Here is a 21,905-nt window from a genome sequence, read left to right as displayed (position 1 = left end):
AATGCAAAAAGCCCTGTCACCAGGACAGGGCTTTTCACTTGAAGCTTGCAGCCGTCTTACATCAACACACCCTGACTACGCAGGTAGTCATCATAGGTGCCGCTGAAGTCGATCACGCCATCAGCGCTCAACTCGATGATGCGAGTGGCCAGGGACGATACGAACTCACGGTCGTGGCTGACGAAGATCAGCGTGCCCGGGTAGTTCTCTAGCGCCAGGTTCAGCGCCTCGATGGATTCCATGTCCAAGTGGTTGGTCGGTTCGTCCATCACCAGCACGTTCGGCTTTTGCAGGATCAGCTTGCCGAACAGCATGCGACCTTGCTCACCACCGGAGATGACCTTGACCGACTTGAGGATCTCGTCGTTGGAGAACAGCATGCGGCCGAGGGTGCCGCGAACCAGCTGCTCGCCGCCCTGGGTCCATTGACCCATCCAGTCGAACAGGTTGCAGTCGTCTTCGAAGTCGTGAGCGTGGTCCTGGGCGTAGTAGCCCAATTCCGCGGCATCGGTCCACTTCACGGTGCCGGCGTCTGGAGTCAATTCGTTGACCAGGGTGCGCAGCAGGGTGGTTTTACCGATACCGTTCGGGCCGATGATCGCTACGCGCTCGCCGGCTTCAACCTGGAAGCTGAAGTCCTTGAACAGCGGCTTGCCGTCGAAGCCTTTGGCCATGCGCTCGACGATGACCGCCTGACGGTGCAGCTTCTTGGTTTGTTCGAAACGGATGAACGGGCTCACACGGCTCGAAGGCTTGACCTCGGCCAGCTGGATCTTGTCGATCGCCTTGGCGCGGGAGGTCGCTTGTTTGGCTTTCGAGGCGTTGGCCGAGAAGCGGCTGACGAACGATTGCAGTTCCGAGATCTGTGCTTTCTTCTTGGCGTTGTCCGACAGCAATTGCTCGCGGGACTGGGTCGCCACGGTCATGTACTCGTCGTAGTTGCCCGGGAACAGGCGCAACTCGCCGTAGTCCAGGTCAGCCATGTGGGTGCACACGCTGTTCAGGAAGTGACGGTCGTGGGAGATGATGATCATCAGGCTGGAGCGCTGGGTCAGAATGTTTTCCAGCCAGCGGATGGTGTTGATGTCCAGGTGGTTGGTCGGTTCGTCGAGCAACAGCACTTCAGGATCGGAGAACAGTGCCTGCGCCAGCAACACGCGCAGTTTCCAGCCCGGAGACACTTCGCTCATCGGGCCGAAGTGCTGCTCGATGCCGATACCCAGGCCCAGCAACAGCTCGCCGGCACGGGATTCGGCAGTGTAGCCGTCCATTTCGGCGAATTCGGTTTCCAGCTCGGCCACGGCCATGCCGTCTTCTTCGGTCATTTCCGGCAGCGAGTAGATGCGGTCGCGCTCGGCCTTGACCTTCCACAGCTCTTCGTGACCCATGATCACGGTGTCGATCACGGTGAATTCTTCGTAGGCGAACTGGTCCTGGCGCAGTTTACCCAGACGCACGTTCGGCTCGAGCATGACTTGGCCGCCGGACGGCTCGAGGTCGCCACCGAGGATTTTCATGAAGGTCGACTTGCCGCAACCGTTGGCGCCGATCAGGCCGTAGCGGTTACCGGCGCCGAATTTGACCGAAACGTTTTCGAATAGCGGCTTGGCGCCGAACTGCATCGTGATGTTAGCTGTGGAGATCAATTACTTTACCTATCAATGAGTTGCGAGCTGCGCATTTGGCGCTTGGGCCATTCCTGGGACATCCTGGAGTTTCTCTCCATCTCTTCCCAGTCAGCGCTAGCGTTCAACCAGCGCGCATAAGTCGAGAGCAGCATCTGGACGCTGTGTCCAAGCTGTTGGGCAATAAAGGCGGGATTCATGCCAGACATTGCGCATATTGTCGCATAAGTGTGACGGCAGTTGTACGGTGGGCGATAACGTGTCGCGCGCTTCTTCAAGGTTCGGCCCCGGTTTGTGCAGAACCGGGATCTGTCTGATGGTTTGGCTCATTCCGGGGCGAGCACACGCAGGGGAACTCCTTGATCACACCTCGATGTTATTTTTGTTCAGCGTTGTGTTCGGGACACTGGGCGTGGCTCTGGGTAAAGTCAGCACCGCTTGCCCGGCCAAGTGTGTTTCAGATGGATTACTGAATGGCCAGCAGTTGGTCAGGGTGGGCACCTATTCAGATTCATCTCCCCTATGCCGCGCATGGCGGCAGAAGGTGCAGAGGGGTCTATTCTTCTACGTCAGGGGCCGGGTTTCCGGGCGCGCTGGCGCTTCGTTGTCATCACCGCTGACCATCGCCTGATCGATAGCGGCTCGCAGATACTCTTCTTGGTTCTCGCCCAAGACACGCTCCTCGCCCGCCATTCCCCCGGCAGGCTGTGAGTGGATTAGTGGGTTACGCTGGAAAGCAGGCAGCGTGAGAACGCAAACGGTCTTTCATCACGGATGGGATCAAAATGAAACTGATTTTGGTGATGCTTGTTGTTGGTCTGTTGGCTTGGAAGCTTTTCCCTGAACTACAGTCCTGGGCTGCGGCTCAACTATCGAATCCCAAAGAAGCCTCTAAAGCAGTCTCTATAGTCGTGACTGCGTCGAAGCCTGTTTCAGCGCCATTCAAATGTGATGGACGCAAATATTGTTCGCAGATGACCTCGTGCGCAGAAGCCAAGAACTTTCTGCAAAACTGCCCAGGAATGAAAATGGACGGCGACAACGACGCAATCCCCTGTGAGTCGCAGTGGTGCCAATGACTATTTGCCGCTGAGCAACAGCAGTTGAAACTCTGGCTTTGCCGCACGCTGAACCGCGCGCGACAAACCGGTGACTGACCAGGTCGAGACTCAGAGCACGTAGCCAGTGGCTTGTCCGAGGTGGTTGTCCTGCCCTCCGGTGATGAGGTGCAGTGGAATGTGTTGTTGTTCATCAATGGATGGGATTTCAAAACTTCCCACTATTTGAAGGTGCCGCTCACTCAGCCCGGTCGACTCTTCTTCTTTTGCCTTAGCCATTCTCGCGTGGTTCGCTGCGATTTCATTGAGAGTTGACACGTTACATCTCCCGGTGACTGACCAAGCGTATCGCTGGAGTCCTAAGCGTTAATTTAATTGCCGCCGTGTCAGAATTACGTCGTTCTGGGGCTGCTACGTCCGGCTTCTGCAAAGCCTGAGCCAGACACTGTGGTGTAACCGGCGCCATGTTTACATAGGCGACGAATGGTGGTATGGCATGAGGCTACTATCAAGAGAACGATTCAAATTACTGGCCGATCCGCGCTACACATTTTCACAGTTGAAGGTTAACTATTAGTTACAAAGTGTGGCTAAAATGCCATCTTTCATCACCATGCCGACCATTGGCATGACTCAAGGACGCGCCATCGGGACGCAGTTTGTTCACTTCTGACGTGTGACGATTTTCGTGAAACTTATCATTGCCTCTATTTATGTCATCTCCGTCGCGTATGTTCACTTGCGCGGGAAGGTGCGTCACAAATTAGGCCGACAACTAAGCGACCACTCGACGTTTCTGGCGCCGATCAATTGCTTCCTTTACCTGTTCTCCAAAACGCCCAACAAGCCTTATCTCAATCTGGCAGACTTTCCCGACTTGAGCCCTTTGCAAGCCCATTGGGAAGAGATTCGTGCCGAAGGCCAGAATCTGCTCGAGGCCGGGGAGATCAAGCGTTCCAATCAGTACGACGACGTTGGTTTCAACTCGTTTTTCAAAAGTGGCTGGAAGCGTTTTTATCTCAAGTGGTACGGCGACAGTCACCCATCCGCCGCAAAGCTCTGCCCGCGCACGACTGAACTGGTGCAAAGCATCGGCTCGATCAAGGCAGCGATGTTCGCCGAATTGCCTCCGGGTTCGAAACTGGTCCGTCACCGCGATCCGTATGCCGGTTCCTACCGTTATCACTTGGGGTTGGAAACGCCGAACGATGCCGGTTGCTATATCAACGTCGACGGTGAGAACTACCATTGGCGCGACGGCGAAGCGGTGATGTTCGATGAGACTTTCATTCATTACGCCGAAAACACCACCGCGCAAAACCGCATCATTCTGTTCTGTGACATCGAGCGGCCGATGAAGTATCGCTGGGCGGCGGCGTTCAATCGTTGGTTCAGCCGCACGGTGATGGCGGCGGCGGGCGCGCCGAACGATGCGGGCGACAAGGTCGGTGGCATCAACCGATTGTTCGCCAGAATCTACAAGATTCGCCTGCGTGGCAAAGCGCTCAAGAGGCGTAACCGCACTCGCTACTACCTGGAGAAGTGGGCGGTTTTTGGTGGATTGCTGGCGTTTTTTGTGCTGATCTGAATTTTGCGTTGTGGCGCATGACGCCATCGCGGGCAAGCCCGCTCCCACAGGTTTGGCGGCGTTCGCAGAATTTGTATTCGACGCCGATACTGTGGGAGCGGGCTTGCCCGCGAAGAGGCCGGTATTTTCACCGCATAATTTATGAATGCTGCTGGGACCGGTCAGCCACGAGAATGCTTCGTGGCTTTTTTGTCTGTAGTCGTTTTGGCTTTTGCTGTCGTTTTACCGCCGCCCTTGCCACCAAGGCTGCGCTTGAGCAGCTCGGTCAGATCGATAACATCGGCGGTTTTACGCACCTCTTCCCCTGTCGCCGTTTCGACATCTTCGATCTTGCCTTCATTCGCTTTCTTCTCGACCAGCGCCATGATCTTGTCTTCGAAGCTGTCGCGGTACTCTTCGGGCGTCCAGTCGGCACTCATGTCCTCCACCAGCCGTTTGGCCATCTCCAGCTCGCCTTTGGCCAGATCCGGCTTGGTCACTTCACTGCCCAGTTCCAGTTGATCGAGGCTGCGCACTTCGGCGGGCCAACGCAGCATCACCAGCACCATGGCTGACTCCAGCGGCATAAGGGCCGCCAAGTGCTGGCGCGAATGCAACACAACGCGAGCCAGGGCGACCTTGTCGGTTTTGCTGAGGGTTTCGCGCAACAGCGCATAGACCTTGCCGCCGCGCTTGTCCGGCGCCAGGTAGTAGGGCGTGTCGATGTTTTGCAGAGGGATCTGCTTGCTGGCGACAAAGGCAAAAATATCGATGGTTTGGGTCGACACTGGATGGGCCGAACGAATCTCCTCTTCACTGAGCACCACGTAACGTCCCTTTTCGTACTCGATCCCTTTGACGATGTGCTCTTGAGTGACTTCCTTGCCGGTGACCTTGTTGATGCGCTTGTAGCCGACCGGGTCCATGGTGCGGCTGTCGAGCCAATTGAAATCGATCCCGCGCGAAGACGTTGCCGAGACCAGCGCCACGGGGATGTGCACCAGACCGAAACTGATTGCGCCTTTCCAGATTGCCCGTGCCATCGTCGTGATCTCGTCGATTGATGTTCTGGTGACCTGTGGCCAAGGGCAAAAGTTTCAGTCGGCGGCGGCCCGGTCCCGCGGGCGGATCAGCGGTGCGGTCAACTCGTGTTACATCTTGTGGAGCAGGTTTTGGTTAACAAATCCGGACCCTGGGCGTAGCGTGGCTCTATTCATCCGTGAAGCATGGCACGCTCATTTAGAGAGGTCCTCATGAACCGATGTGTGCTCGGCGTCATCGCACTGGCATTGAGTGGCGTGCTGAGCCCTTTGGCTCTGGCAGATGCCGCATCGCCGTCCTCGCCCATGCTGCTGGCGCAGAACCTGCCGGGCAGCACCAACAACAATCCCTACAACAGCCCGATTCGCCGGGCCAATCCCAACAGCATGCAAGGCACCCAGCCGAGCATCCCGGTGATTCGCGGCCCAGGCACGGTGCCTGTGCCACGACCGCCAACGCTGGATAACGGTGGGATCGGCAACCGCTACCCACAAGATCGACCGGCGCCCACCAGCCAACCGAAATTCATTCCCAATCCTCCGCCCCGGGACTCGGGCCGCAACTACCGTTGAACGGCAGAACAGAAGTCTTGCCAGCCATATTGACGACAAAAGGAATCGTGCATGTTGCGTAAAGCCTTCTTGGCTACTTTCTGTGCCAGCGCATTATTGACAGTCACGGCGCCCGTCTTCGCGGCGCCAACACAGGATTTTAAAAGCGAGCAGGGCACCGTTGAGCTCACGCCAATCGTTAAAGGCCTGGAGCACCCCTGGGCGCTGGCGTTTCTGCCCGACCGCCAAGGGATGCTGGTGACCGAGCGGCCCGGCAACCTGCGGCTGATCAGCGCCGACGGCAAACTCTCGGGCCCGCTCCGTGGCGTGCCTCAGGTCTGGGCCAAGGGGCAGGGCGGATTGCTCGATGTGGTGTTGTCGCCCGATTTCAAGCAAGACCGCATGGTCTATCTGTCTTACGCCGAAGGGGGCGGTGAAGGCGGTAAGGCCGGCACGGCGGTCGGTCGCGGACGGTTGTCGGAAGACCTGACGGCGATCAAGGATTTCAACGTGATCTTCCGCCAGGAGCCCAAGCTCTCGGTCGGCAATCACTTCGGCTCGCGACTGGTGTTCGACCGCGACGGTTATCTGTTCATCACCTTGGGCGAGAATAACGACCGGCCCACGGCGCAAGACCTCGACAAACTGCAAGGCAAGATCGTGCGGCTCTACCCGGACGGCAAGGTGCCGAAGGACAATCCCTTTGTCGGGCAAAAAGGCGTTCGCCCGGAAATCTGGTCCTACGGCCAACGCAACCCGCAAGGCGCGGCACTCAACCCCTGGAGCGGCACACTCTGGGAAAATGAGCATGGCCCTCGGGGTGGCGACGAGATCAATATCATTGAACGAGGCAAAAATTACGGCTGGCCGATGGCAACCCACGGCATCAACTATTCCGGCTTGCCGGTGCCGGAAGCCAAGGGCGAAACCGCCGAAGGCACTGTGGGCCCGCACCATGTCTGGGAAAAATCCCCGGGCCTGAGCGGCATGGCCTTCTACGACGGCGATCGCTTCAAGGCCTGGCAGCACAACGTATTTATCGGGGCGTTGGTGAGTCAGGAGCTGATTCGCCTTCAGCTCGAAGGCGACAAAGTCATTCACGAAGAGCGGCTGCTCGGTGAACTTAACAAACGAATCCGCGATGTGCGGCAGGGGCCGGATGGTTATTTGTATGTACTGACCGATGAAGATGGCGGGGTGCTGTACAAGCTTGGCCTGAAGTAAAACGCATAACCTGTGGCGAGGGGGCTTGCTCCCGCCGGGGTGCGAAGCGCCCCCATGCAATCGACTGCTTCGCACTCGAACGGGAGCAAGCTCCCTCGCCACAGGTTTACTCACGCCGGTAGAGAATCACTGCTGCCCGCAGCTTGCCTCGCCCAAAACTGCACATTTTGTCGAATTCGCCATGGCTGACTGGCAAGTGCTGGCAGTCCATCGGCTGACGATGCTGGCTGTGATCCACATCCGGATCGTGCAGGTAGACGAACTCTTCATCGCAATCGGTGACGATCACCCAGTGCGGTGCCTTGGAACGGGTCAGGCGATAGCTGCTGATCAATACCAGCGGCTGTCCGCCATCGTGCAGTAACCGTGGCAGATCCAGTGGTCCGCCGATCATTCGTTGCACATCGATGGCTTGCAACTGCGCCGTGAACTCCTCGTGTACCAGGCGCATTACGTCTTTTTTATGCGCATCGCGCACACCGTCGAGAAACAACGGCCCGGCCATGCTCAGTTGTAGCTGCACCCGAAAGCCACGCCGCCACGCTGCCAGCGCCAGACCTTGAGGGCTGCAGCCACCGTGGCCAGACGTCATGAACACCGTGGTCGCCTCGCGCCAGATTTGCAGCTCTTCGCCACGCTCCAGCGCTCGATCTTCTTGCAGCGCGCCCATGGCCATCAGCAGGCAGGCCGGGCCACAGGTGAACTCGGTGGTCTGAGGGTAGTAAGGCACCTTGATGTTGCGTGAATCGCGGTGCTGGAGGATACGTTTTTCCAATCGCAGCGCGTCGGCATGGTCCTGGTAATAGTCGTGAATCAGCGCGAAACGCCGGTAGCCGTTGCGCTCATACAGCGCAATCGCCGTCGGATTGTCGATACGCACTTCCAGCCTCAGGTAGGCGCAGTCATGCTCAACGGCGCAGGCCTCGACACGTTCGAGCAATTGCTTGCCCAGTCCACTGCCGCGAGCATCAAGGGCTATCGCAATCGAGTACAGGCGCGCCAATGAAGTGCCCCGGTGAAACAGCACCACCGCATAGCCCACTAATTGCTCGCCACGTTGGGCCACCAGCAGTTGCCCGTGAGCCCGACTAATCATCCATTGAAAACTGCGACTGTTGAGCCGATCCGTTGTGAAACATTGCTGTTCGAGTGCCAGCAGTGCCGGTATGTCTTCAACTACCGCCAAGCGAAAAACAGGATTCATATGACCGCCGTAAAAGTTACGTAACGAAACGGGACTTTCGAAAAAGTTCGTGCTTAATAGGAAAGGTCTTGTTCTTCAATGGATCAATCACTATGTCAGCGGTACAAGGTCATTGGCGCGAAGTATCTGAGCAAAAGTTGCCGACAGCAATAACTTCTGCAAATTATTTAAATGGCTCGATCAGAACTTCCAGCCAGTTGATGATCATCGTCGAACGCAAGGAAGACTGGGCCTCCTACTTCCCCAGTGAAGACATCGTCACTGCCCAGGAATACCTCGAACAGACCCGCGACAACGAGCAGGGCAAACGGGTTCAGGTGATCAACCTGTGCCGCAGCTACAAGTACCTCGGGCACGGCTATTACTGCTCGCTGCTGGCTGAGGCGCGGGGGCACAAGGTTATTCCGTCGGTGCGGACCATCAGCGAACTGACCCGTAAATCCCTGTATGGCCTGTCCCTGGATGATCTGGATAAAACCCTGGAAAAAGCCCTCAGCAATCATCTTTACAGCGATACCGAAGGGTTTACCCTGACAATGTACTTCGGCAAAACTTCTATCGAACCATTACAGGATCTCGCTCGACAGTTGTTCGAGGTTTTTCCTTGTCCTATATTGCTGGTTGAGTTTCGTCGAACTAACGGTTGGCACATCGAAGGTGTAAGGTTTGGCGCCTTGCATAAGTTGCGTGAAGATCAGGAAGATCAGTTCGCTCATGCACTCGACAGTTTCAGTCGCAAGATCTGGCGCATGCCGCGCTCCAGGCGATTGGCCCGTTATGACCTGGCCATTCTGCACGATCCGCTAGAAGCATTACCGCCCTCCAATCCCAAGGCTTTGGACAACTTTGTCAGGGTCGGCAAGACACTAGGCATCGACGTCGAGCTGATTGAACGCAAGGACTACGCCCGAATCGCCGAGTACGACGCGCTCCTGATTCGCGAGACAACGAGCGTCGACAACCACACCTACCGCTTCGCCAAAAAAGCCGAGAGTGAAGGTTTAGTGGTGATGGATGACCCGGCGTCGATCCTGCGCTGCACCAACAAGGTGTACCTGACTGATTTGCTCAAAAGCCATCAGCTGGGTATGCCCGCCACTGAAATCCTCTACAAGGAACGACCGGAAGATTTCGAGCGGGTAGGCGAGCGTCTGGGGTTTCCACTGGTGCTGAAGATACCCGACGGGTGTTTCTCAAAGGGCGTTATCAAGGTTGAAAGCCAGCAAGCCTTGCTTGAAGCCACCGCCGAACTGTTCGAACACTCGGTATTGCTGCTGGCCCAGGAATTCTTCTACACCGAATACGACTGGCGCATTGGTGTGCTCAACCGCAAACCGATCTTTGCCTGCCAGTACTTCATGTCCAAGGGCCATTGGCAGATCTACAACCACAAAGCCAAAGGCCAGGACATCAACGGCGAATGCCGCACCCTGGCAGTTCACGAAGCGCCGCGCGCGGTGGTTGAACTGGCGGTGAAAACCGCGAATCTCATTGGCGACGGCCTCTACGGCGTCGACCTCAAACAGTCCGGCGACAAAGTGGTGGTGATCGAAGTCAACGACAACCCGAACATGGACGCCGGCATCGAAGACGCCTACTTGCAGGACGATTTGTATTCCTTGGTGCTGGAAGAGTTTGTCCGTCGGCTGGAGCTCAAGCGCCGCGGCCAGGCCTGGTGAGCGGCCGATGATCAAGAGTTTTGAGCTGAGCCACGGCGCCCTGCACGCGATTGAGCGGCTAGACGCCGACGTGATGCTATTCAGTAACCCCGATGCGGCCGAACGGGATCTGTTGCACAGCCATTTCAAGCTCGATGAACACGCTCTGGCCTCGGCCCTGGACCCCGACGAGGTGTCGCGCATCGAGTTCCACCCCGACAACCTGTTCCTGATCTGGAAGCGCCCGGAAAACTACTCCGGCGGCGGCAGCCTGGCCTTCGAGGTGTCCTCCTGCGGCTTGCTGTTTTCCCCGGGGCGCCTGCTGGTGATCGCCACCGACGACTCACCGCTTAGCGGCCTCGGCACGCGGCAGTCATTGAATACGCCACTGGATGTGTTGCTCGACCTGTTGTTCAACAACATTCACCACTATCTGGGGCACCTCAAGGTGATCAAGATGGTTGCCCGGGAGTTGCAACAAAAATTCAATGCCTCGATGCAGAACCAGCATCTGATCCAGATGTTCAACCTCAGCGAAAGCCTGATCTATTACATCAACGCCATTCACAGCAACGGCGCGGTCCTGACCCGGTTGCGTAATCATGCGGCGAAGGAACACTTCAGCGCTGAGGCCATTGGTTTGATCGACGACCTGATCATCGAGAACAACCAGTGCTACAAACAGGCGGAAATCTACTCCACGGTGTTTTCCGGGCTGATCGATGCGCGGGGCAATCTGATGAACAACAGCATGAACAACCTGCTGCGCAAACTGACGTTGATCAACGTGGTGTTTCTGCCGTTGAACCTGATTGCGAGCATTGGCGGAATGTCCGAGTTCAGCATGATGACCGCCGGCACGCCGTGGTGGGTTTCCTATCCGTTATTTCTGACGGCGATGATGCTCGGGGCGGGGGGGATGGTGATTGGCCTCAAGCGCCTGGCGAGGTGATTCCGGTGGCTGTCAGATCGCCTTCGCGAGCAAGCCCGCTCGCGATAGTCATCTCAAAATCAGACCAATTCTGGATCATGCTTGTTGAGTGGCATCGATGGAGTCCTTGCGGCGTTGAAGCCCCCGCACCACCAGATACAACAACGGCCCGACAGACACAAAAATCGCCGTCACCAACAGATAGGGAACCACCGACAATCCCGACTGCCCATGCTTGCGCGCATCCTGGTACATCCAGATACCGGCAAGGGTCGCCAATAGGTATAGATCGATCACCACCTGCGCGGTATCGGGCCGCGACATCAGGCTGATGCCGAAGTCGAGCAATGACTGCTCGGCCTGCAACATCACCGAAACGGTGTAGCCGGTGAACGCGATCAGGGCAATGAGGGGCAGGGCGACAGATTTCATGGTTTCCTTCCTTGGGACAATGAGCAGAATCGCCAGCCTACAGCGACCCTTGAAAATTGGCCATTGACTTGCCATCAGCGTCCGGCTAATTTCCAGCCATGACTTCCACCGTATTGCGCTGCCAGCCAAGCATTATTACCGCCATTCCTTATTTGGCGGGCTAGCTCACGACTGCAGCACCCAACCCGCCCTAGAGGCGGGTTTTTACTTTCTGTCTCTGGGCTCCGATCAAAGTCAGGAGACGACCATGAGCAGCACCCCCGCCCAGCAGAGCTTGCTTGAGCACTACGTGAAAAAAATCCTCGCCGCGCCGGTTTACGAACTCGCCGTGCGCACGCCATTGCAAGCCGCACCGGCCTTGTCCGAGGCATTGGGCAATCAGATCCTGCTCAAGCGCGAAGACTTGCAACCGACCTTTTCCTTCAAGATCCGCGGTGCCTACAACAAACTGGTGAACCTGAGCGACGAACAGAAAGCTCGTGGTGTGATCACGGCCTCGGCGGGCAACCATGCCCAAGGCGTAGCGTTGACGGCCCGCGAGCTGGGGATCGCCGCAACCATCGTCATGCCCTGCACGACGCCGGAATTGAAGGTGCACGGGGTTCGCAGCCGAGGAGCGGATGCGGTGCTGCACGGCGAGAGTTTCCCGTTTGCCCTAGAGTACGCGCTGAGCCTGGCACAGCAAACCGGCCGCACCTTTGTCTCGCCCTTCGACGACCCGGACGTGATCGCGGGGCAGGGCACCGTCGCCATGGAAATCCTTCGCCAACACCAAGGGCCGCTGGACGCGATCTTCGTTCCGGTGGGCGGTGGTGGCTTGATCGCCGGCATTGCCGCGTACGTCAAATACCTGCGCCCTGAAGTCCGCATCATCGGCGTCGAGTCGGAACATTCCGCCTGCTTGCAGGCTGCATTACAGGCCGGCGAACGGGTCGTGCTGCCAACCGTCGGCACTTTCGCCGATGGCGTGGCCGTCGCTGAAATCGGGGCTCATGGTTTCGAGGTCTGCCGGTTTTGCGTGGATGAGGTGGTGACCGTCAGCAACGACGAACTCTGCGCGGCCATCAAGAATATCTACGACGATACCCGCTCGATCACTGAACCTTCTGGCGCCCTGGCCGTGGCAGGAATCAAGCAGTACGTGGGACGAACCGGCGCACGGGGGCAAACCCTGGTGGCCATCGATTCCGGCGCGAATATCAATTTCGACAGTTTGGGGCATGTGGCCGAGCGCGCCGCGCTGAGCGGCGTGTCGGCGTGAGGGACACAGACCGGTTATTCGTGAACGGCTTTCTCGACATGGCTCGACGCCGACCAGATCCGGTAGCGCACTTCGACGTCCTTGGGCACGTAGAGCACGATCGGCAACTTGCTGTTGTAACGCAGCCTGAAACCGTCACCGACCACCGGCACGAAGTCCTTTTTGCTCTTGCCATCCGGGCAGGCCATCAGCGTGCTCATCGGACCGGTGACTTTTTCCAGGCGGTAATACGGGTAACCCCAACCCTCAAGGTTCTTTTCCTCAAGCATGCCGCCCAGGCGCTGACGGTTGCAGTCCACGGTCAGGGTCTTGCCGGCAAGAATCTCGACCTGATAACCGTCTTCCTGTTGTTGCGGCGCGAGGTGAATGACCTGGCGGTTAAAACCGCTCTCGGGCTTGGGATACGGTGCGACGTCTTCGAGGGTTGCGGCGTGGGCTACAGACGAAAAAACGGCGACTATCAGCCCGACGGTCGTGTTAAGCGGCAAAGCACCCATGATGCCTCCTTGCGTGTGTGTGGGGTCAGCGGATACTGAATGGATGGGCCGCATTTTCACTGCCGTCCTCACCCAATGCAAACTCGTCATCGGGGTGTTTGCAAAATGCAGGTCTTGAAACAGTCCTTTCTTGCATATTGCACGACTCGCTTTATTGCCACCCCCGCCCAACCCTTGATTTGCCGACGAGTCGCAGGGCGAAATTCTGGGCATGTTTTATGCTGAAGCTGTCTTGAGTTGACCACGGTCCCGTTGAGTCGACGCTGAAACAAAAAAACGGTCGGACGTTGGAACGAGGAAGCCCGCCAGGAAGAAAAGAACGGGTGATCTGAGCTCCGACCGACATTCTTGATTGGCAATCTCACAATACCGAGAGGGTGGCCATGTTTCTTTCTGCCTTGGAACTACGCAATATCGTTGAAAGCAGTTTTCTCCCGAAGCGCTGCCAATGCACGCTGTCGCCGGACCTGTCGATGACCGTCAAAGTGTATTCGGACAACGAGACTGACCAACTCGACCTGTGCGTCACCGGCATAGACGCCCATCGCCTCAACGGGTGTAGGGAAATCAATAATCTGATCGCCGAGTTACGCACCGACCTTGAGCACAACAGGCATAGCCAGCTGTTGCACCCGACGTCAAAAGCCCATTAACCGGCCGTTTCACCCAGTTCGACCGACACGCGCCGGGTCTGGATAAACCCCAAGCCCAGCGCCAATTCCACCAGGATCGCCAGCAAAATACCCGGCCCGGCATGACCATTGAGCCATTCGCCGAAGCCCAGCACTGCCAAACCGAAACATCCCACCATAAAGCCGCTGCACATCGCGCTTCTCGCCGCCGAGGGCGGTGCCTGCCGCACGAGATAAAACATCACCCCCAATGCGCCGAACAGCACCGCACTGCGCCTGGCGATAAAGCCCGCCGCCGACGAATACTCGATACTCCAGATCGCCAACAACCCTTGCGGCATCAAACCCCAGACCAGCGCCAGCAGAAAACAAAGCGCGGCGGTGAACGTCGACAGCGTGCGAAACGAGAACTGCATGGCGAATCCTTTCGGCAGTGAGGGAGACGCCAAAGCATAGCGTCAGAACCCTCACAGGCCTACTGCCAAACACCGAATCAGAAGCTTCTGTCAGTTCTGATAACTGCACGCGTCAGAAAATTTTCTGTAGGTGATTTCCGCAGGCTTACCCGACTTGTCGATGTACTTCATGTTGGCCGTCACTACTTGGCATTCCAGCGTCTGCGGCTCAGTCAGGGAAATGACCTTGGCCACCTGCAGCTGCATGCCGTAGTGATAAGGCACGGCCTGGGAGGACGACGTCTCGTTGGCCTGAGCGAAACCGACGAACGCGGTGCAGGCGAGGGCGGTGGTCATCAGTAGTGTTCGCATGTTCATGATGGGTCTCCAGTGCAGAGGGAAGTCAGTTCGATTGAAGAACGTCGAACCTGCCGCACTGGGCGTCAGAGGGAGCTGAGGGCGTGCGGTCCAGTAAAGCTTTGGACCGTGGGGTTAAGCGATGGTTAACCGGGTTGCATGCCGCTTGTCGTGAGGAGCTTTCTGACAGAGGTTTCATCTAGGTAAAAAAACTGAGGGAGCTTCGGCTCGTTCCTACAAGCGAGGGCGCTTTGTCGTCTTTCGCTGGCTGGAGATCAGCGTTTACTGTTTGGCTTCGCTGCAAAATCAGCGAACAGGTTTGGTCACCTGATATCCCGCACACATATGTGCCATCATTCGCCCTATGGAGATCTTTGTCTTCGTTGTGCGTTGTTATGGCGGCTGTGTGCTGGACGCCTTCGGGCGAGCCGATTTGCGGGTTATCGGTTGACCAAGCCTGTACACAGTCCGCCTCCATCGTTTGGTCACGGTGCTGGCGGTTACTTAACTAACGTTTGAGTAATTCTTATGCCAACGTTCAACCCGTTTCCTGTTCGCTATCGTTCAATAAAAAGTAGCATTACCGACTCAAATCCCTTGGTGATCGACACAGAAGCCAATCCCCAAGACATTCTTGAAGCCGCGTTACAGCGCATCCGGGCCTCCAGCCAGTTACTTGAAACGCTCCATTGCCAATGCTTCAAGCACGGCGATGTTCAGGACATTCCGCACATTACCCATGCACTTTATCTGCTGACTCAGGATGGTTGCGATCTGTTGACGGTTGCTCAGCAGCGGATGATGGGGTGGAAGGCGCCGGTCTGAGGTAGGGCTGTAAGGAAGGGGAGTAGCGTTACGATTTTGAATTGACTGAATGATCAATTCGTCCTGTTCTACTACTTTGCTGTCACCTGATTGATGCAGGCTCAATCAGGTGACCTTTCAATAAGTCTTCATCGCTTCATAGTTTGTCAGGGAAGAACGACAGTGGAGGGCGGGTTGCTTTCCATTCGGTCAGAGTTTTTTTCGATTTCTCGATCTGCTCATCTGTCATTTTAGCAGCGATTTCAGGAAGTTCGTCTTTTGCAAATTCTTGCATGCCGCCTCCACCATCCAGTTCAAGTATCCAGGAAACAGATGCATAGGCTGTTACTAGATCTTCTTTAAAACCGTATTCTGGCGACTGACCTGCCAAGTAGGAACCATAACCATACACAGCGCTGACATATCCAGTCATTGCAGCTTTTTCGTTCCAATACCTGAATTGCTCCCAATCCTTTTTCCGACCCTGAATCGCAGCGTACGCCAGCATGCCTTGAGGGTTACCACCCTCCGCAGACGCCTTCATCCAGTGTTCGACCATATCCGCTCGCTTTGACGGTGTCAGGAAGAAACCTTTTCCTTCACGGTATTCGGCCGCTAGATAGTATTGTGATAATGCAAAGCCTCCCTCTGCGGATTTCTCAAACCACTTATCATCTCCGGTAATCCGATATATCAAATACATCGCCTCAGCGTCACCTTTTTCAGCTTCTTTCATGGCAGCCTCTAAAGCACTTCGGGACCATTCGAGTGGCGATTTTTTTTCAACTGGGCAGTTGTTCATCTTAACGCAAAGGTCATTGTCACGTTGAGATAATCTTATCATTGCATATATGTCACCTTGGAGGGCAGATGCTTCATACGCACTTTGGGCTTCTGGTGTTATATGTTTGTTATTTTTGCGCAAAGCTTCGCCCAAATAGTACTGAGCCTCACGGTCGCCACTTTCAGCTGCTGTTTTGAGATAGGGTACTGCAGAAATGGCTTTGAGTTGATTGTAAAGTGTAATGCCTTGTCTTTTAGCTTGCTGCAGATCTGTGAAAGTCTGTGCATGTGCTGCCACTGAAGTTATCAAAATAATAGCAATGGCTAATGTTCGTTTCATGGATTATTCAGCGGCTTAGTTTGAAAGGGAGAAATGAAAGAGTGGGGTGAGTTTTTTTCCAGTTGGCCGCAAAAGTATCTGCCTCGTCTAATTGAGCTTTATTTATTTTTTCTCTGATTTTCGATATGATATATTCTTCATCTTCTTTAGCGCCGCCGCCATCAAGTTCCAGAAAAAGCGAAAGCAAGGCATACGACTTCACAAAATCTACCGGGAATCCGAAATCGGAGTTTTTTCCTGATAAATAGTAGCCGTAGTTGAAAATGGCCTCCACATATCCTGTGGCAGCAGCCCGTTCGGTCCAGTTTCTGGCGCCTTCAAGGTCTTTTTTTTCGAATAGGGCTGTTGCCAGTCCAGTCATTCCCCTAGGGTAACCACCTTCCGCAGATGCTTTCATCCAGCGTTCAACTGCATCTGCCCGACTTGAAGGCAATAGAAAAATCCTCCTCCTTCACGATAATCGGTTGCCAATAAATATTGCGATAGTGCGAAACCATTTTCCGCTGATTGTTCAAGCCACTTTTTATCGCCGGTAATCTCGTACATCAAATACATCGACTCTGCGTTGCCCTGTGCCGCTTCTTCAGTTGCCAATGATTTTGCGCTTTTCAGCCATTCCACAGGGGGTTTTTGGCTTTTTGGGCAGTTGTCCATAGTTGCACAAAGATCATCTTCCATCTGGCCAAGTCTAATCATTGAGTAAATATTGCCTTGCTCAGCAGAAGCCTCGTAGGCTTCTTTGGCTGCTGCATCGATATATCGTTTGTTTTTTCGTATTGCTTCGCCTAGATAGTATTGAGCTTCGCTGTCACCGGCTGTGGCGGCGATTTGTAGGTAGGGAAGTGCGGAAGCACTCTCGAGCTGATTGTAAAGCTCAGTGCCTTGACTCTTAGCAGACCGCTGCTCGCTCGTAAGCTGCGCGCAAACTGGTAAGGATATTCCTGCTAAGAGAAAGGCTATAAAGCAAAATGTTCTTGCTGATCGCTGCTTCATAGTTTATCTGGGAAATATGAGAGCGGCGGGTGTGTTGCTTTCCATTCTTTCGACATTTGCTTTGCTTGTTCGATTTGTTCAGGAGTTAGTTTTGCTGCAATTTCAGGGAGTATGTCGTTTGCGTAATCTTGCATGCCGCCACCGCCGTCAAGTTCAAGCAGCATAAAAATCAACGCATATGACTTTACCGGATCATAAGGGAATCCGAACTCTGATGGGTTTTTAGATAAATATGAACCATATCCGAATACAGCACTTGCGTATCCAGCTTTGGCTGCCTTTTCGTTCCAGAACCTGAGTTCTTCAAAATCTTTTTTGTGCGCAAGAGCCTCTACATATCCCATCATGCCTAAGGGGTAGCCGCCTTCAGCAGATGATTTCATTAAGCGCTCAACGACTTCTGCTCTGCTTGAAGGAAGCAGGAAAAATCCCTTTCCATCACGGTACCCAGTTGCCAGGTAATACTGTGCGAAGGCGTACCCTTTCTCGGCCGACTGCTCAAGCCATTTGTCGTCACCAGTTAGGCGAAACATCAGGTACATGGCCTCGGCGTTTCCTTTGGCTGCTTCTTTTTCAGCAGCATCTAAGGCCATTTTTCTCCATTCAGTTGGTTCTTTTCGACCTTCGGGACAGTTTTTCATAACAACGCAAAGATCGTTCTTGTTTCCAGAAAGTCTGATCATTGAATATATATCGCCTTGAAGTGCAGATGCTTCATAAGCGCTCTGTGCCTCAGGCGTGATGTATCTTTCGACTTTTCGCAACGCTTCGCCAAGATAATATTGTGCCTCATGATCTCCCGCTTCTGCGGCGACTTTTAGATGAGGAATCGCAGACATGGTCTTGAACTGGTTGTAAAGAATAATTCCTTTTTCTTTTTCTTCGAGTTGCTGCTGTGAAGGTGCGGCTAGCGCATTAGAACTAATGAAGAAGGAGAATAATATTGTGTATAAAAATGACTTTAAATAAATCATGCTTGGTTTCTCGAGATTTATGAGCCGATGTATTTTATGGTGCTAATGGGGGTGTAGCTATTTTCATGAAGGTCGAGTTTACATAGGCCATCTAGGCGTTGACCCAGTTTTTTGCTCTCTCTCATATAAATCGCTCGAATCTGGTCGCTATCTTGTCTAGAGTATTTCAATACGGGGTCTTGCATAAAGTTGTCTAGTTTATGTTTGTTTTCGCAGTACGCTTGCCCTGGGTTTTCTGAGAGCTCGCCAAATTTATTCATGCTTTTGCATGCATCTTCAAACTGTTGCTGGGCCTCGATTAATGTGCCAGAAGCATTAGAGTTTTTTCCTATCCAGTTCACTATCTTGCTTATTGCTTGTTGTTGTAGTAGATATGCCTCGTCTCTTTTGTATTCGTGCTTCTCATCACTTGGATCGCCTTCCCCCGCCTTGGTCGAAGTTACGGCAAATGCTTTCGGCTCAGATGTCAACGTCATGAATATAGGACCTAAAGCTGCGGGCGTCGCTTGAACGAACCATTTTTCCAATTCCTCTGGGTTGTGATATTCAACAATTGTATGAGCAATAGGTCCTCCCTTTCCGCTACTGGTCATTGCTTCATAGAGGTTCATGATGACGTTAATCCCCATCATATAAACCATCGCAACATCCAACCCAACTGCGCCAAGTACGTTCAGCGCAGAAGCTTGCTCAGCGGCCTCCGGAGTAATCCAGCTAATAGAAGCTCCCTTGGCTTTATACAACTCACGCCGATAAATATTGATGAGTTCTACAACCGCCTCGTAACCCACCTCAAACTTGAAACTGCCATTCGCGCCCGGCCCAAGGACAACAGCTGCTTTCAGATTGAGGATGAATTTACCCTTATCTACTGATATTTGAGCGTTGCCTTGCAATCCCGCGCCATAGGCGGCACCTAGCGACCCACTGAGGTTGGCAAGCGTTAGCCATTGGCTAGCGCTTTTAGCCTCCTTGCTGTTGTTGATTCCTGTGGCGGGTCCTGCACGCAACGCAGCCAATGCTTTAGGTGGAGCCCAATTCAAAGCCCCTGTCAGTTCGATTCCTGCTTGAACACCGGCGAACAGATTGAAGTTGGCCTTCATGCCATTTTCAATTTGTACATTGGCGGCCTTGCCGGACATGACTTGACCACTTGATTTAGTGTCAACAGCCGTCAGAGCCTTGGATTTGTGTTCAAGGTCCGGGGTAGGGCTGGTATCACCATTGTCGGCTTTGGTTTTGATCGTTTCTTCGTGGGTCTTCCGTTCCGCTTTTGCTTCGGCATCTTCGCGCTGTGCCGGTTTGACAGGGCTGAGAGTCGCGCCATATTTGGTATTGCCGCCTATAGGGACCAGCTCAATACTACCGGCGAGCATGAGCGACGCACCGGCGTATCCCCACGCACGGGCACCGAAATGGAAGGACATGCGGCCGAGGTTCAAGGTCTGAAGTTGAGGATTACCTTCCAGATAGTAATCGACCGTCACATCCTTGGCTTTTTCGCGAGTCGGCATGTCGACTTTAAGCAGCTCCACTTCACCTCGAGCCAAGTCAAAGCTCAGTGATGCGCTGGCCGACGTCTTGAAGCCTTCAGTGGCAGAGAAGGAGGGGCCTTCCAGCTTTACTTCGCCATGCAGTTTTTTTTGCGGCGGCGCAAGGCAGCGGACAAATTGCGCCTGCTGGCTCTTGTCGAAAAGCCTCACTTCACCACGAACACTCTTTTTGAATACGACCTGTTTAAGATGCTCGCCCCATTCTTTTCGCGCACCGGCATCCTCAAGCTGAGTCACTTTATAGCCGTTGGTTTGCAAGAAGCTGTAAAACTTGTCGATATTGAACCAACCATTGGTATCAAACCAATCGCCGGCTTGATCTCCAATTTTTAGCGCGCCCTGGCTTGCTAGCCACTGGCCAAATACCTTCTGCGCGCTGTTTTTACTTGCACCACCGTCACCGTTCTTCGGGATGCCTTCAAGAATTTTTTTCGCGCTCTTGCCGACCTTTTTCAGGTCTTCCTCAAGAAGCTTTGGCGCACCCTTGAGGTTGAGCAAACTGAACCACTTCAACGGCGTGCCGCTAGCTGCCAATGTGCTGACTTCCCTTAGCGGGAAGCCATCCTTGACAAGCCGATCAACCGGCTGAGGCTCAAACTGTTCAGGCTCCCATAGCAAGTGACGTCGAATTGGGTCAGCGGCGACTTTTTGTTGAGCCTTTTCGTGTAAGCCCTGTTTTACAACTTGCAAACGGTCCCATTCGGCACGTTCGGCTTCGACCAGTCCGGCAGGTGCCTGGGCATTTTGACCCGTCGCTTCGATCCAGTTTTTGTACTTTTCACGCAAGCGGTTATTGATTTCCGATTGCTGTTTCTCCGTATCGAGATACAACTTGAACTGCTCGATACCTGTAGTGATGTCATCGCCACTGATCAGTGCGTACTCAGGTAAGGCGATCCCGTATTCCGCTACTTTGATAATCGCGTCGGTGTATTCGTGATAGGCAAACGACTTGGCTTCGCCATGCTTCCACGCCAGGTAGGCGTATGTATCTCCTTCGCAGGTGTATAAACACTTCTGCAGTTCATCACGCTTTTTCTTGTCTGTTTCAAGAAGCTTGGCAATATCTTCCTGAGCCTGTGGCTTGATGCCACCCTCACTGATCAGCGCCTTGCGTTTCTCCAGGTAATTTTGGACGCGAGCGCGAGCCTCGATTGCCCCGGCAGCGAACAACGTACCGTTCTCGTACGTATGACCCTTCTTTTCGGCGGCGGCAATAGCGATTTTTTTCAGCGCCAACCACTCGCTGCGTAACTTACGTAGCTCGCTGTAATCATCCCGGATACGGTTCTGAGTATCGATATCCGACTGAAGCTGATCTATACGTGAGCGCTGAGTATCGGTTTTTGGCGCTTCGGCCTTTGGTGCGTCCTTTTCTTTTGCGCGTTTTACTTCTTGGCGGCTGCGAAGGACCATTCCTGGGTCCATTTCGATATTCGGTTCCTGAGCTTCAATCTCCTCCATTCGCTGGCGCTGTTCGCCTTCGAGAAAATTACTCAGTTTTGGCTCAAGGAAGTAATTCAGTAATCCGCTGTCATCTAATCCCTTGAGGCGCTCATCGCGGGATTTACTCGGGGCAATTTGATTCTCCAGAGCGTGCATCGCCTCCTTCATCGAGGAGGCGGCGCGCTCGGGCAGCAACCAAAACTCTTCTTCGTCGGTTGCATAGATTGCGGTGCCATACGTGTTCGAACAAGGCTTGGGCTGATCCTTGAAGCTGGGAGCGCACGTTTCTGTAAAGTCTTTTTTCGGCCCCAAATCAATGGGCTTAGGGCCAGGCGCACTTGCACTTTCGGCCGTTGGAGCAGGTTGGGAAGCTGCCGTTGAAGGGGCAGCGGGTTTTGCAACCGCTTCAGCCTGAGCACTCTTGGGAACACTAAGATTCCAACCCGGTTTGATGGCATTCGGGTTGGTGATGAAAGGGTTCATCTGGCGCAGTTGCGCAACATTGGTGTTGTAGCGAGTGGCAATCTGGCCGAGCGTTTCACCAGGATTGACTGAATGATTGGTAATTTCCATGGTGCT

Annotated in this window: 21 protein-coding genes and 2 pseudogenes; 9 read left to right on the top strand and 14 right to left on the bottom strand. The window is 54.4% G+C overall.

Going from position 1 to position 21,905, the window contains the following annotated elements; translation table 11 throughout:
- Window positions 1-56: 56 nt before the first annotated feature.
- A complete protein-coding gene (locus tag MMG91_RS00820) occupies window positions 57-1,646 on the bottom strand; it encodes an ABC-F family ATPase (RefSeq protein WP_123496728.1) in 1,590 nt (529 codons plus the stop codon).
- A gap of 5 nt (window positions 1,647-1,651) precedes the next feature.
- Window positions 1,652-1,885 (bottom strand): annotated as a pseudogene (locus tag MMG91_RS00815) (hypothetical protein); the annotation flags it as partial.
- 525 nt (window positions 1,886-2,410) lie between these two features.
- Between MMG91_RS00815 and MMG91_RS00810 the strand changes: the two are divergent.
- Entirely contained in the window at window positions 2,411-2,704 is a 294-nt protein-coding gene (locus MMG91_RS00810; protein WP_310658415.1) for an excalibur calcium-binding domain-containing protein, read from the top strand.
- A gap of 90 nt (window positions 2,705-2,794) precedes the next feature.
- On the opposite strand, the gene MMG91_RS00805 is transcribed toward MMG91_RS00810, so the two are convergent.
- Window positions 2,795-3,001, bottom strand: coding sequence for a hypothetical protein (locus tag MMG91_RS00805; RefSeq protein ID WP_305449633.1), 207 nt, complete (start codon window positions 2,999-3,001; stop codon window positions 2,795-2,797).
- Between the two features lie 370 nt (window positions 3,002-3,371).
- Here MMG91_RS00805 and lpxO point away from each other — a divergent pair, with 370 nt between their 5' ends.
- On the top strand, window positions 3,372-4,271 hold the full coding sequence (lpxO, locus tag MMG91_RS00800) for a lipid A hydroxylase LpxO (protein ID WP_310658414.1): 900 nt from the start codon (window positions 3,372-3,374) through the stop codon (window positions 4,269-4,271).
- Window positions 4,272-4,432: 161 nt separating this feature from the next.
- Here lpxO and MMG91_RS00795 read toward each other — a convergent pair whose 3' ends face one another.
- On the bottom strand, window positions 4,433-5,293 hold the full coding sequence (locus tag MMG91_RS00795) for a Ku protein (protein ID WP_305449635.1): 861 nt from the start codon (window positions 5,291-5,293) through the stop codon (window positions 4,433-4,435).
- Between the two features lie 210 nt (window positions 5,294-5,503).
- On the opposite strand from MMG91_RS00795, the gene MMG91_RS00790 reads away from it, so the two are divergent.
- Window positions 5,504-5,863, top strand: a complete 360-nt coding sequence (locus MMG91_RS00790; protein ID WP_310658413.1) for a hypothetical protein — start codon at window positions 5,504-5,506, stop codon at window positions 5,861-5,863.
- A gap of 51 nt (window positions 5,864-5,914) precedes the next feature.
- On the top strand, window positions 5,915-7,066 hold the full coding sequence (locus MMG91_RS00785; protein WP_310658412.1) for a PQQ-dependent sugar dehydrogenase: 1,152 nt from the start codon (window positions 5,915-5,917) through the stop codon (window positions 7,064-7,066).
- 106 nt (window positions 7,067-7,172) lie between these two features.
- On the opposite strand, the gene rimI is transcribed toward MMG91_RS00785, so the two are convergent.
- Window positions 7,173-8,270, bottom strand: a complete 1,098-nt coding sequence (rimI, locus tag MMG91_RS00780) for a ribosomal protein S18-alanine N-acetyltransferase (protein ID WP_310658411.1) — start codon at window positions 8,268-8,270, stop codon at window positions 7,173-7,175.
- Window positions 8,271-8,470: 200 nt separating this feature from the next.
- On the opposite strand from rimI, the gene MMG91_RS00775 reads away from it, so the two are divergent.
- Entirely contained in the window at window positions 8,471-9,949 is a 1,479-nt protein-coding gene (locus MMG91_RS00775) for a RimK family protein (RefSeq protein ID WP_310658410.1), read from the top strand.
- A 7-nt stretch (window positions 9,950-9,956) separates the two neighbouring features.
- Window positions 9,957-10,880, top strand: a complete 924-nt coding sequence (locus tag MMG91_RS00770) for a magnesium transporter CorA family protein (RefSeq protein WP_310658409.1) — start codon at window positions 9,957-9,959, stop codon at window positions 10,878-10,880.
- Between the two features lie 75 nt (window positions 10,881-10,955).
- Here MMG91_RS00770 and MMG91_RS00765 read toward each other — a convergent pair whose 3' ends face one another.
- On the bottom strand, window positions 10,956-11,291 hold the full coding sequence (locus MMG91_RS00765) for a DUF2834 domain-containing protein (protein WP_310658408.1): 336 nt from the start codon (window positions 11,289-11,291) through the stop codon (window positions 10,956-10,958).
- Window positions 11,292-11,538: 247 nt separating this feature from the next.
- Between MMG91_RS00765 and ilvA the strand changes: the two are divergent.
- A pseudogene (gene ilvA / locus MMG91_RS00760) lies at window positions 11,539-12,534 on the top strand (threonine ammonia-lyase, biosynthetic); the annotation flags it as partial.
- A 32-nt stretch (window positions 12,535-12,566) separates the two neighbouring features.
- Here the strand turns inward: ilvA and eco are convergent.
- Window positions 12,567-13,049 carry a serine protease inhibitor ecotin gene (eco, locus tag MMG91_RS00755; RefSeq protein WP_310658406.1) on the bottom strand — a complete coding sequence of 161 codons (483 nt, stop codon included), beginning with the start codon at window positions 13,047-13,049 and terminating at the stop codon, window positions 12,567-12,569.
- Between the two features lie 383 nt (window positions 13,050-13,432).
- Here eco and MMG91_RS00750 point away from each other — a divergent pair, with 383 nt between their 5' ends.
- A complete protein-coding gene (locus MMG91_RS00750; protein ID WP_305506699.1) occupies window positions 13,433-13,702 on the top strand; it encodes a DUF1652 domain-containing protein in 270 nt (89 codons plus the stop codon).
- On the opposite strand, the gene MMG91_RS00745 is transcribed toward MMG91_RS00750, so the two are convergent.
- A complete protein-coding gene (locus MMG91_RS00745; RefSeq protein ID WP_310658405.1) occupies window positions 13,699-14,097 on the bottom strand; it encodes a hypothetical protein in 399 nt (132 codons plus the stop codon). The two genes, MMG91_RS00750 and MMG91_RS00745, sit on opposite strands and share 4 nt — an antisense overlap.
- Before the next feature lie 90 nt (window positions 14,098-14,187).
- Window positions 14,188-14,454 (bottom strand): DUF2790 domain-containing protein, encoded by a 267-nt coding sequence (locus MMG91_RS00740; protein ID WP_310658404.1) that lies wholly within the window; start codon window positions 14,452-14,454, stop codon window positions 14,188-14,190.
- A 507-nt stretch (window positions 14,455-14,961) separates the two neighbouring features.
- On the opposite strand from MMG91_RS00740, the gene MMG91_RS00735 reads away from it, so the two are divergent.
- On the top strand, window positions 14,962-15,258 hold the full coding sequence (locus MMG91_RS00735) for a hypothetical protein (protein WP_310658403.1): 297 nt from the start codon (window positions 14,962-14,964) through the stop codon (window positions 15,256-15,258).
- 136 nt (window positions 15,259-15,394) lie between these two features.
- On the opposite strand, the gene MMG91_RS00730 is transcribed toward MMG91_RS00735, so the two are convergent.
- Genes MMG91_RS00730 through MMG91_RS00710 form a run of 5 tightly spaced genes read right to left on the bottom strand, consistent with a single transcriptional unit; the run spans window position 15,395 to window position 21,899 of the window.
- Entirely contained in the window at window positions 15,395-16,360 is a 966-nt protein-coding gene (locus MMG91_RS00730; RefSeq protein WP_310658402.1) for a sel1 repeat family protein, read from the bottom strand.
- Window positions 16,361-16,367: 7 nt separating this feature from the next.
- The gene (locus tag MMG91_RS00725; RefSeq protein WP_310658401.1) at window positions 16,368-16,757 is read right to left on the bottom strand and encodes a sel1 repeat family protein; all 390 of its coding nucleotides are present in this window, start codon (window positions 16,755-16,757) and stop codon (window positions 16,368-16,370) included.
- Complete coding sequence (locus MMG91_RS00720; protein WP_310658400.1) at window positions 16,754-17,353, bottom strand: hypothetical protein; 600 nt, start codon at window positions 17,351-17,353, stop codon at window positions 16,754-16,756. The genes MMG91_RS00725 and MMG91_RS00720 overlap by 4 nt, the downstream gene beginning before the upstream one ends.
- A complete protein-coding gene (locus MMG91_RS00715; RefSeq protein ID WP_310658399.1) occupies window positions 17,350-18,327 on the bottom strand; it encodes a sel1 repeat family protein in 978 nt (325 codons plus the stop codon). The genes MMG91_RS00720 and MMG91_RS00715 overlap by 4 nt, the downstream gene beginning before the upstream one ends.
- Window positions 18,328-18,344: 17 nt before the next feature.
- Window positions 18,345-21,899 carry a LysM peptidoglycan-binding domain-containing protein gene (locus MMG91_RS00710; protein WP_310658398.1) on the bottom strand — a complete coding sequence of 1,185 codons (3,555 nt, stop codon included), beginning with the start codon at window positions 21,897-21,899 and terminating at the stop codon, window positions 18,345-18,347.
- Window positions 21,900-21,905: the final 6 nt, after the last annotated feature.

Source organism: Pseudomonas sp. JL3 (assembly GCF_031570575.1).
Classification (GTDB): Bacteria; Pseudomonadota; Gammaproteobacteria; order Pseudomonadales; family Pseudomonadaceae; genus Aquipseudomonas; species Aquipseudomonas cucumis.
This window is presented reverse-complemented; position numbering and strand designations above follow the sequence as displayed.

Bases quoted from the DNA above. Each gene is read 5' to 3' on its own strand.
- MMG91_RS00810 (WP_310658415.1), top strand. From the start codon at position 2,411: ATGAAACTGATTTTGGTGATGCTTGTTGTTGGTCTGTTGGCTTGGAAG.
- MMG91_RS00795 (WP_305449635.1), bottom strand. From the start codon at position 5,293: ATGGCACGGGCAATCTGGAAAGGCGCAATCAGTTTCGGTCTGGTGCAC.
- MMG91_RS00790 (WP_310658413.1), top strand. From the start codon at position 5,504: ATGAACCGATGTGTGCTCGGCGTCATCGCACTGGCATTGAGTGGCGTG.
- MMG91_RS00785 (WP_310658412.1), top strand. From the start codon at position 5,915: ATGTTGCGTAAAGCCTTCTTGGCTACTTTCTGTGCCAGCGCATTATTG.
- rimI (WP_310658411.1), bottom strand. From the start codon at position 8,270: ATGAATCCTGTTTTTCGCTTGGCGGTAGTTGAAGACATACCGGCACTG.
- MMG91_RS00775 (WP_310658410.1), top strand. From the start codon at position 8,471: ATGATCATCGTCGAACGCAAGGAAGACTGGGCCTCCTACTTCCCCAGT.
- MMG91_RS00770 (WP_310658409.1), top strand. From the start codon at position 9,957: ATGATCAAGAGTTTTGAGCTGAGCCACGGCGCCCTGCACGCGATTGAG.
- MMG91_RS00765 (WP_310658408.1), bottom strand. From the start codon at position 11,291: ATGAAATCTGTCGCCCTGCCCCTCATTGCCCTGATCGCGTTCACCGGC.
- eco (WP_310658406.1), bottom strand. From the start codon at position 13,049: ATGGGTGCTTTGCCGCTTAACACGACCGTCGGGCTGATAGTCGCCGTT.
- MMG91_RS00750 (WP_305506699.1), top strand. From the start codon at position 13,433: ATGTTTCTTTCTGCCTTGGAACTACGCAATATCGTTGAAAGCAGTTTT.
- MMG91_RS00745 (WP_310658405.1), bottom strand. From the start codon at position 14,097: ATGCAGTTCTCGTTTCGCACGCTGTCGACGTTCACCGCCGCGCTTTGT.
- MMG91_RS00740 (WP_310658404.1), bottom strand. From the start codon at position 14,454: ATGAACATGCGAACACTACTGATGACCACCGCCCTCGCCTGCACCGCG.
- MMG91_RS00735 (WP_310658403.1), top strand. From the start codon at position 14,962: ATGCCAACGTTCAACCCGTTTCCTGTTCGCTATCGTTCAATAAAAAGT.
- MMG91_RS00730 (WP_310658402.1), bottom strand. From the start codon at position 16,360: ATGAAACGAACATTAGCCATTGCTATTATTTTGATAACTTCAGTGGCA.
- MMG91_RS00725 (WP_310658401.1), bottom strand. From the start codon at position 16,757: ATGAAAGCATCTGCGGAAGGTGGTTACCCTAGGGGAATGACTGGACTG.
- MMG91_RS00720 (WP_310658400.1), bottom strand. From the start codon at position 17,353: ATGAAGCAGCGATCAGCAAGAACATTTTGCTTTATAGCCTTTCTCTTA.
- MMG91_RS00715 (WP_310658399.1), bottom strand. From the start codon at position 18,327: ATGATTTATTTAAAGTCATTTTTATACACAATATTATTCTCCTTCTTC.
- MMG91_RS00710 (WP_310658398.1), bottom strand. From the start codon at position 21,899: ATGGAAATTACCAATCATTCAGTCAATCCTGGTGAAACGCTCGGCCAG.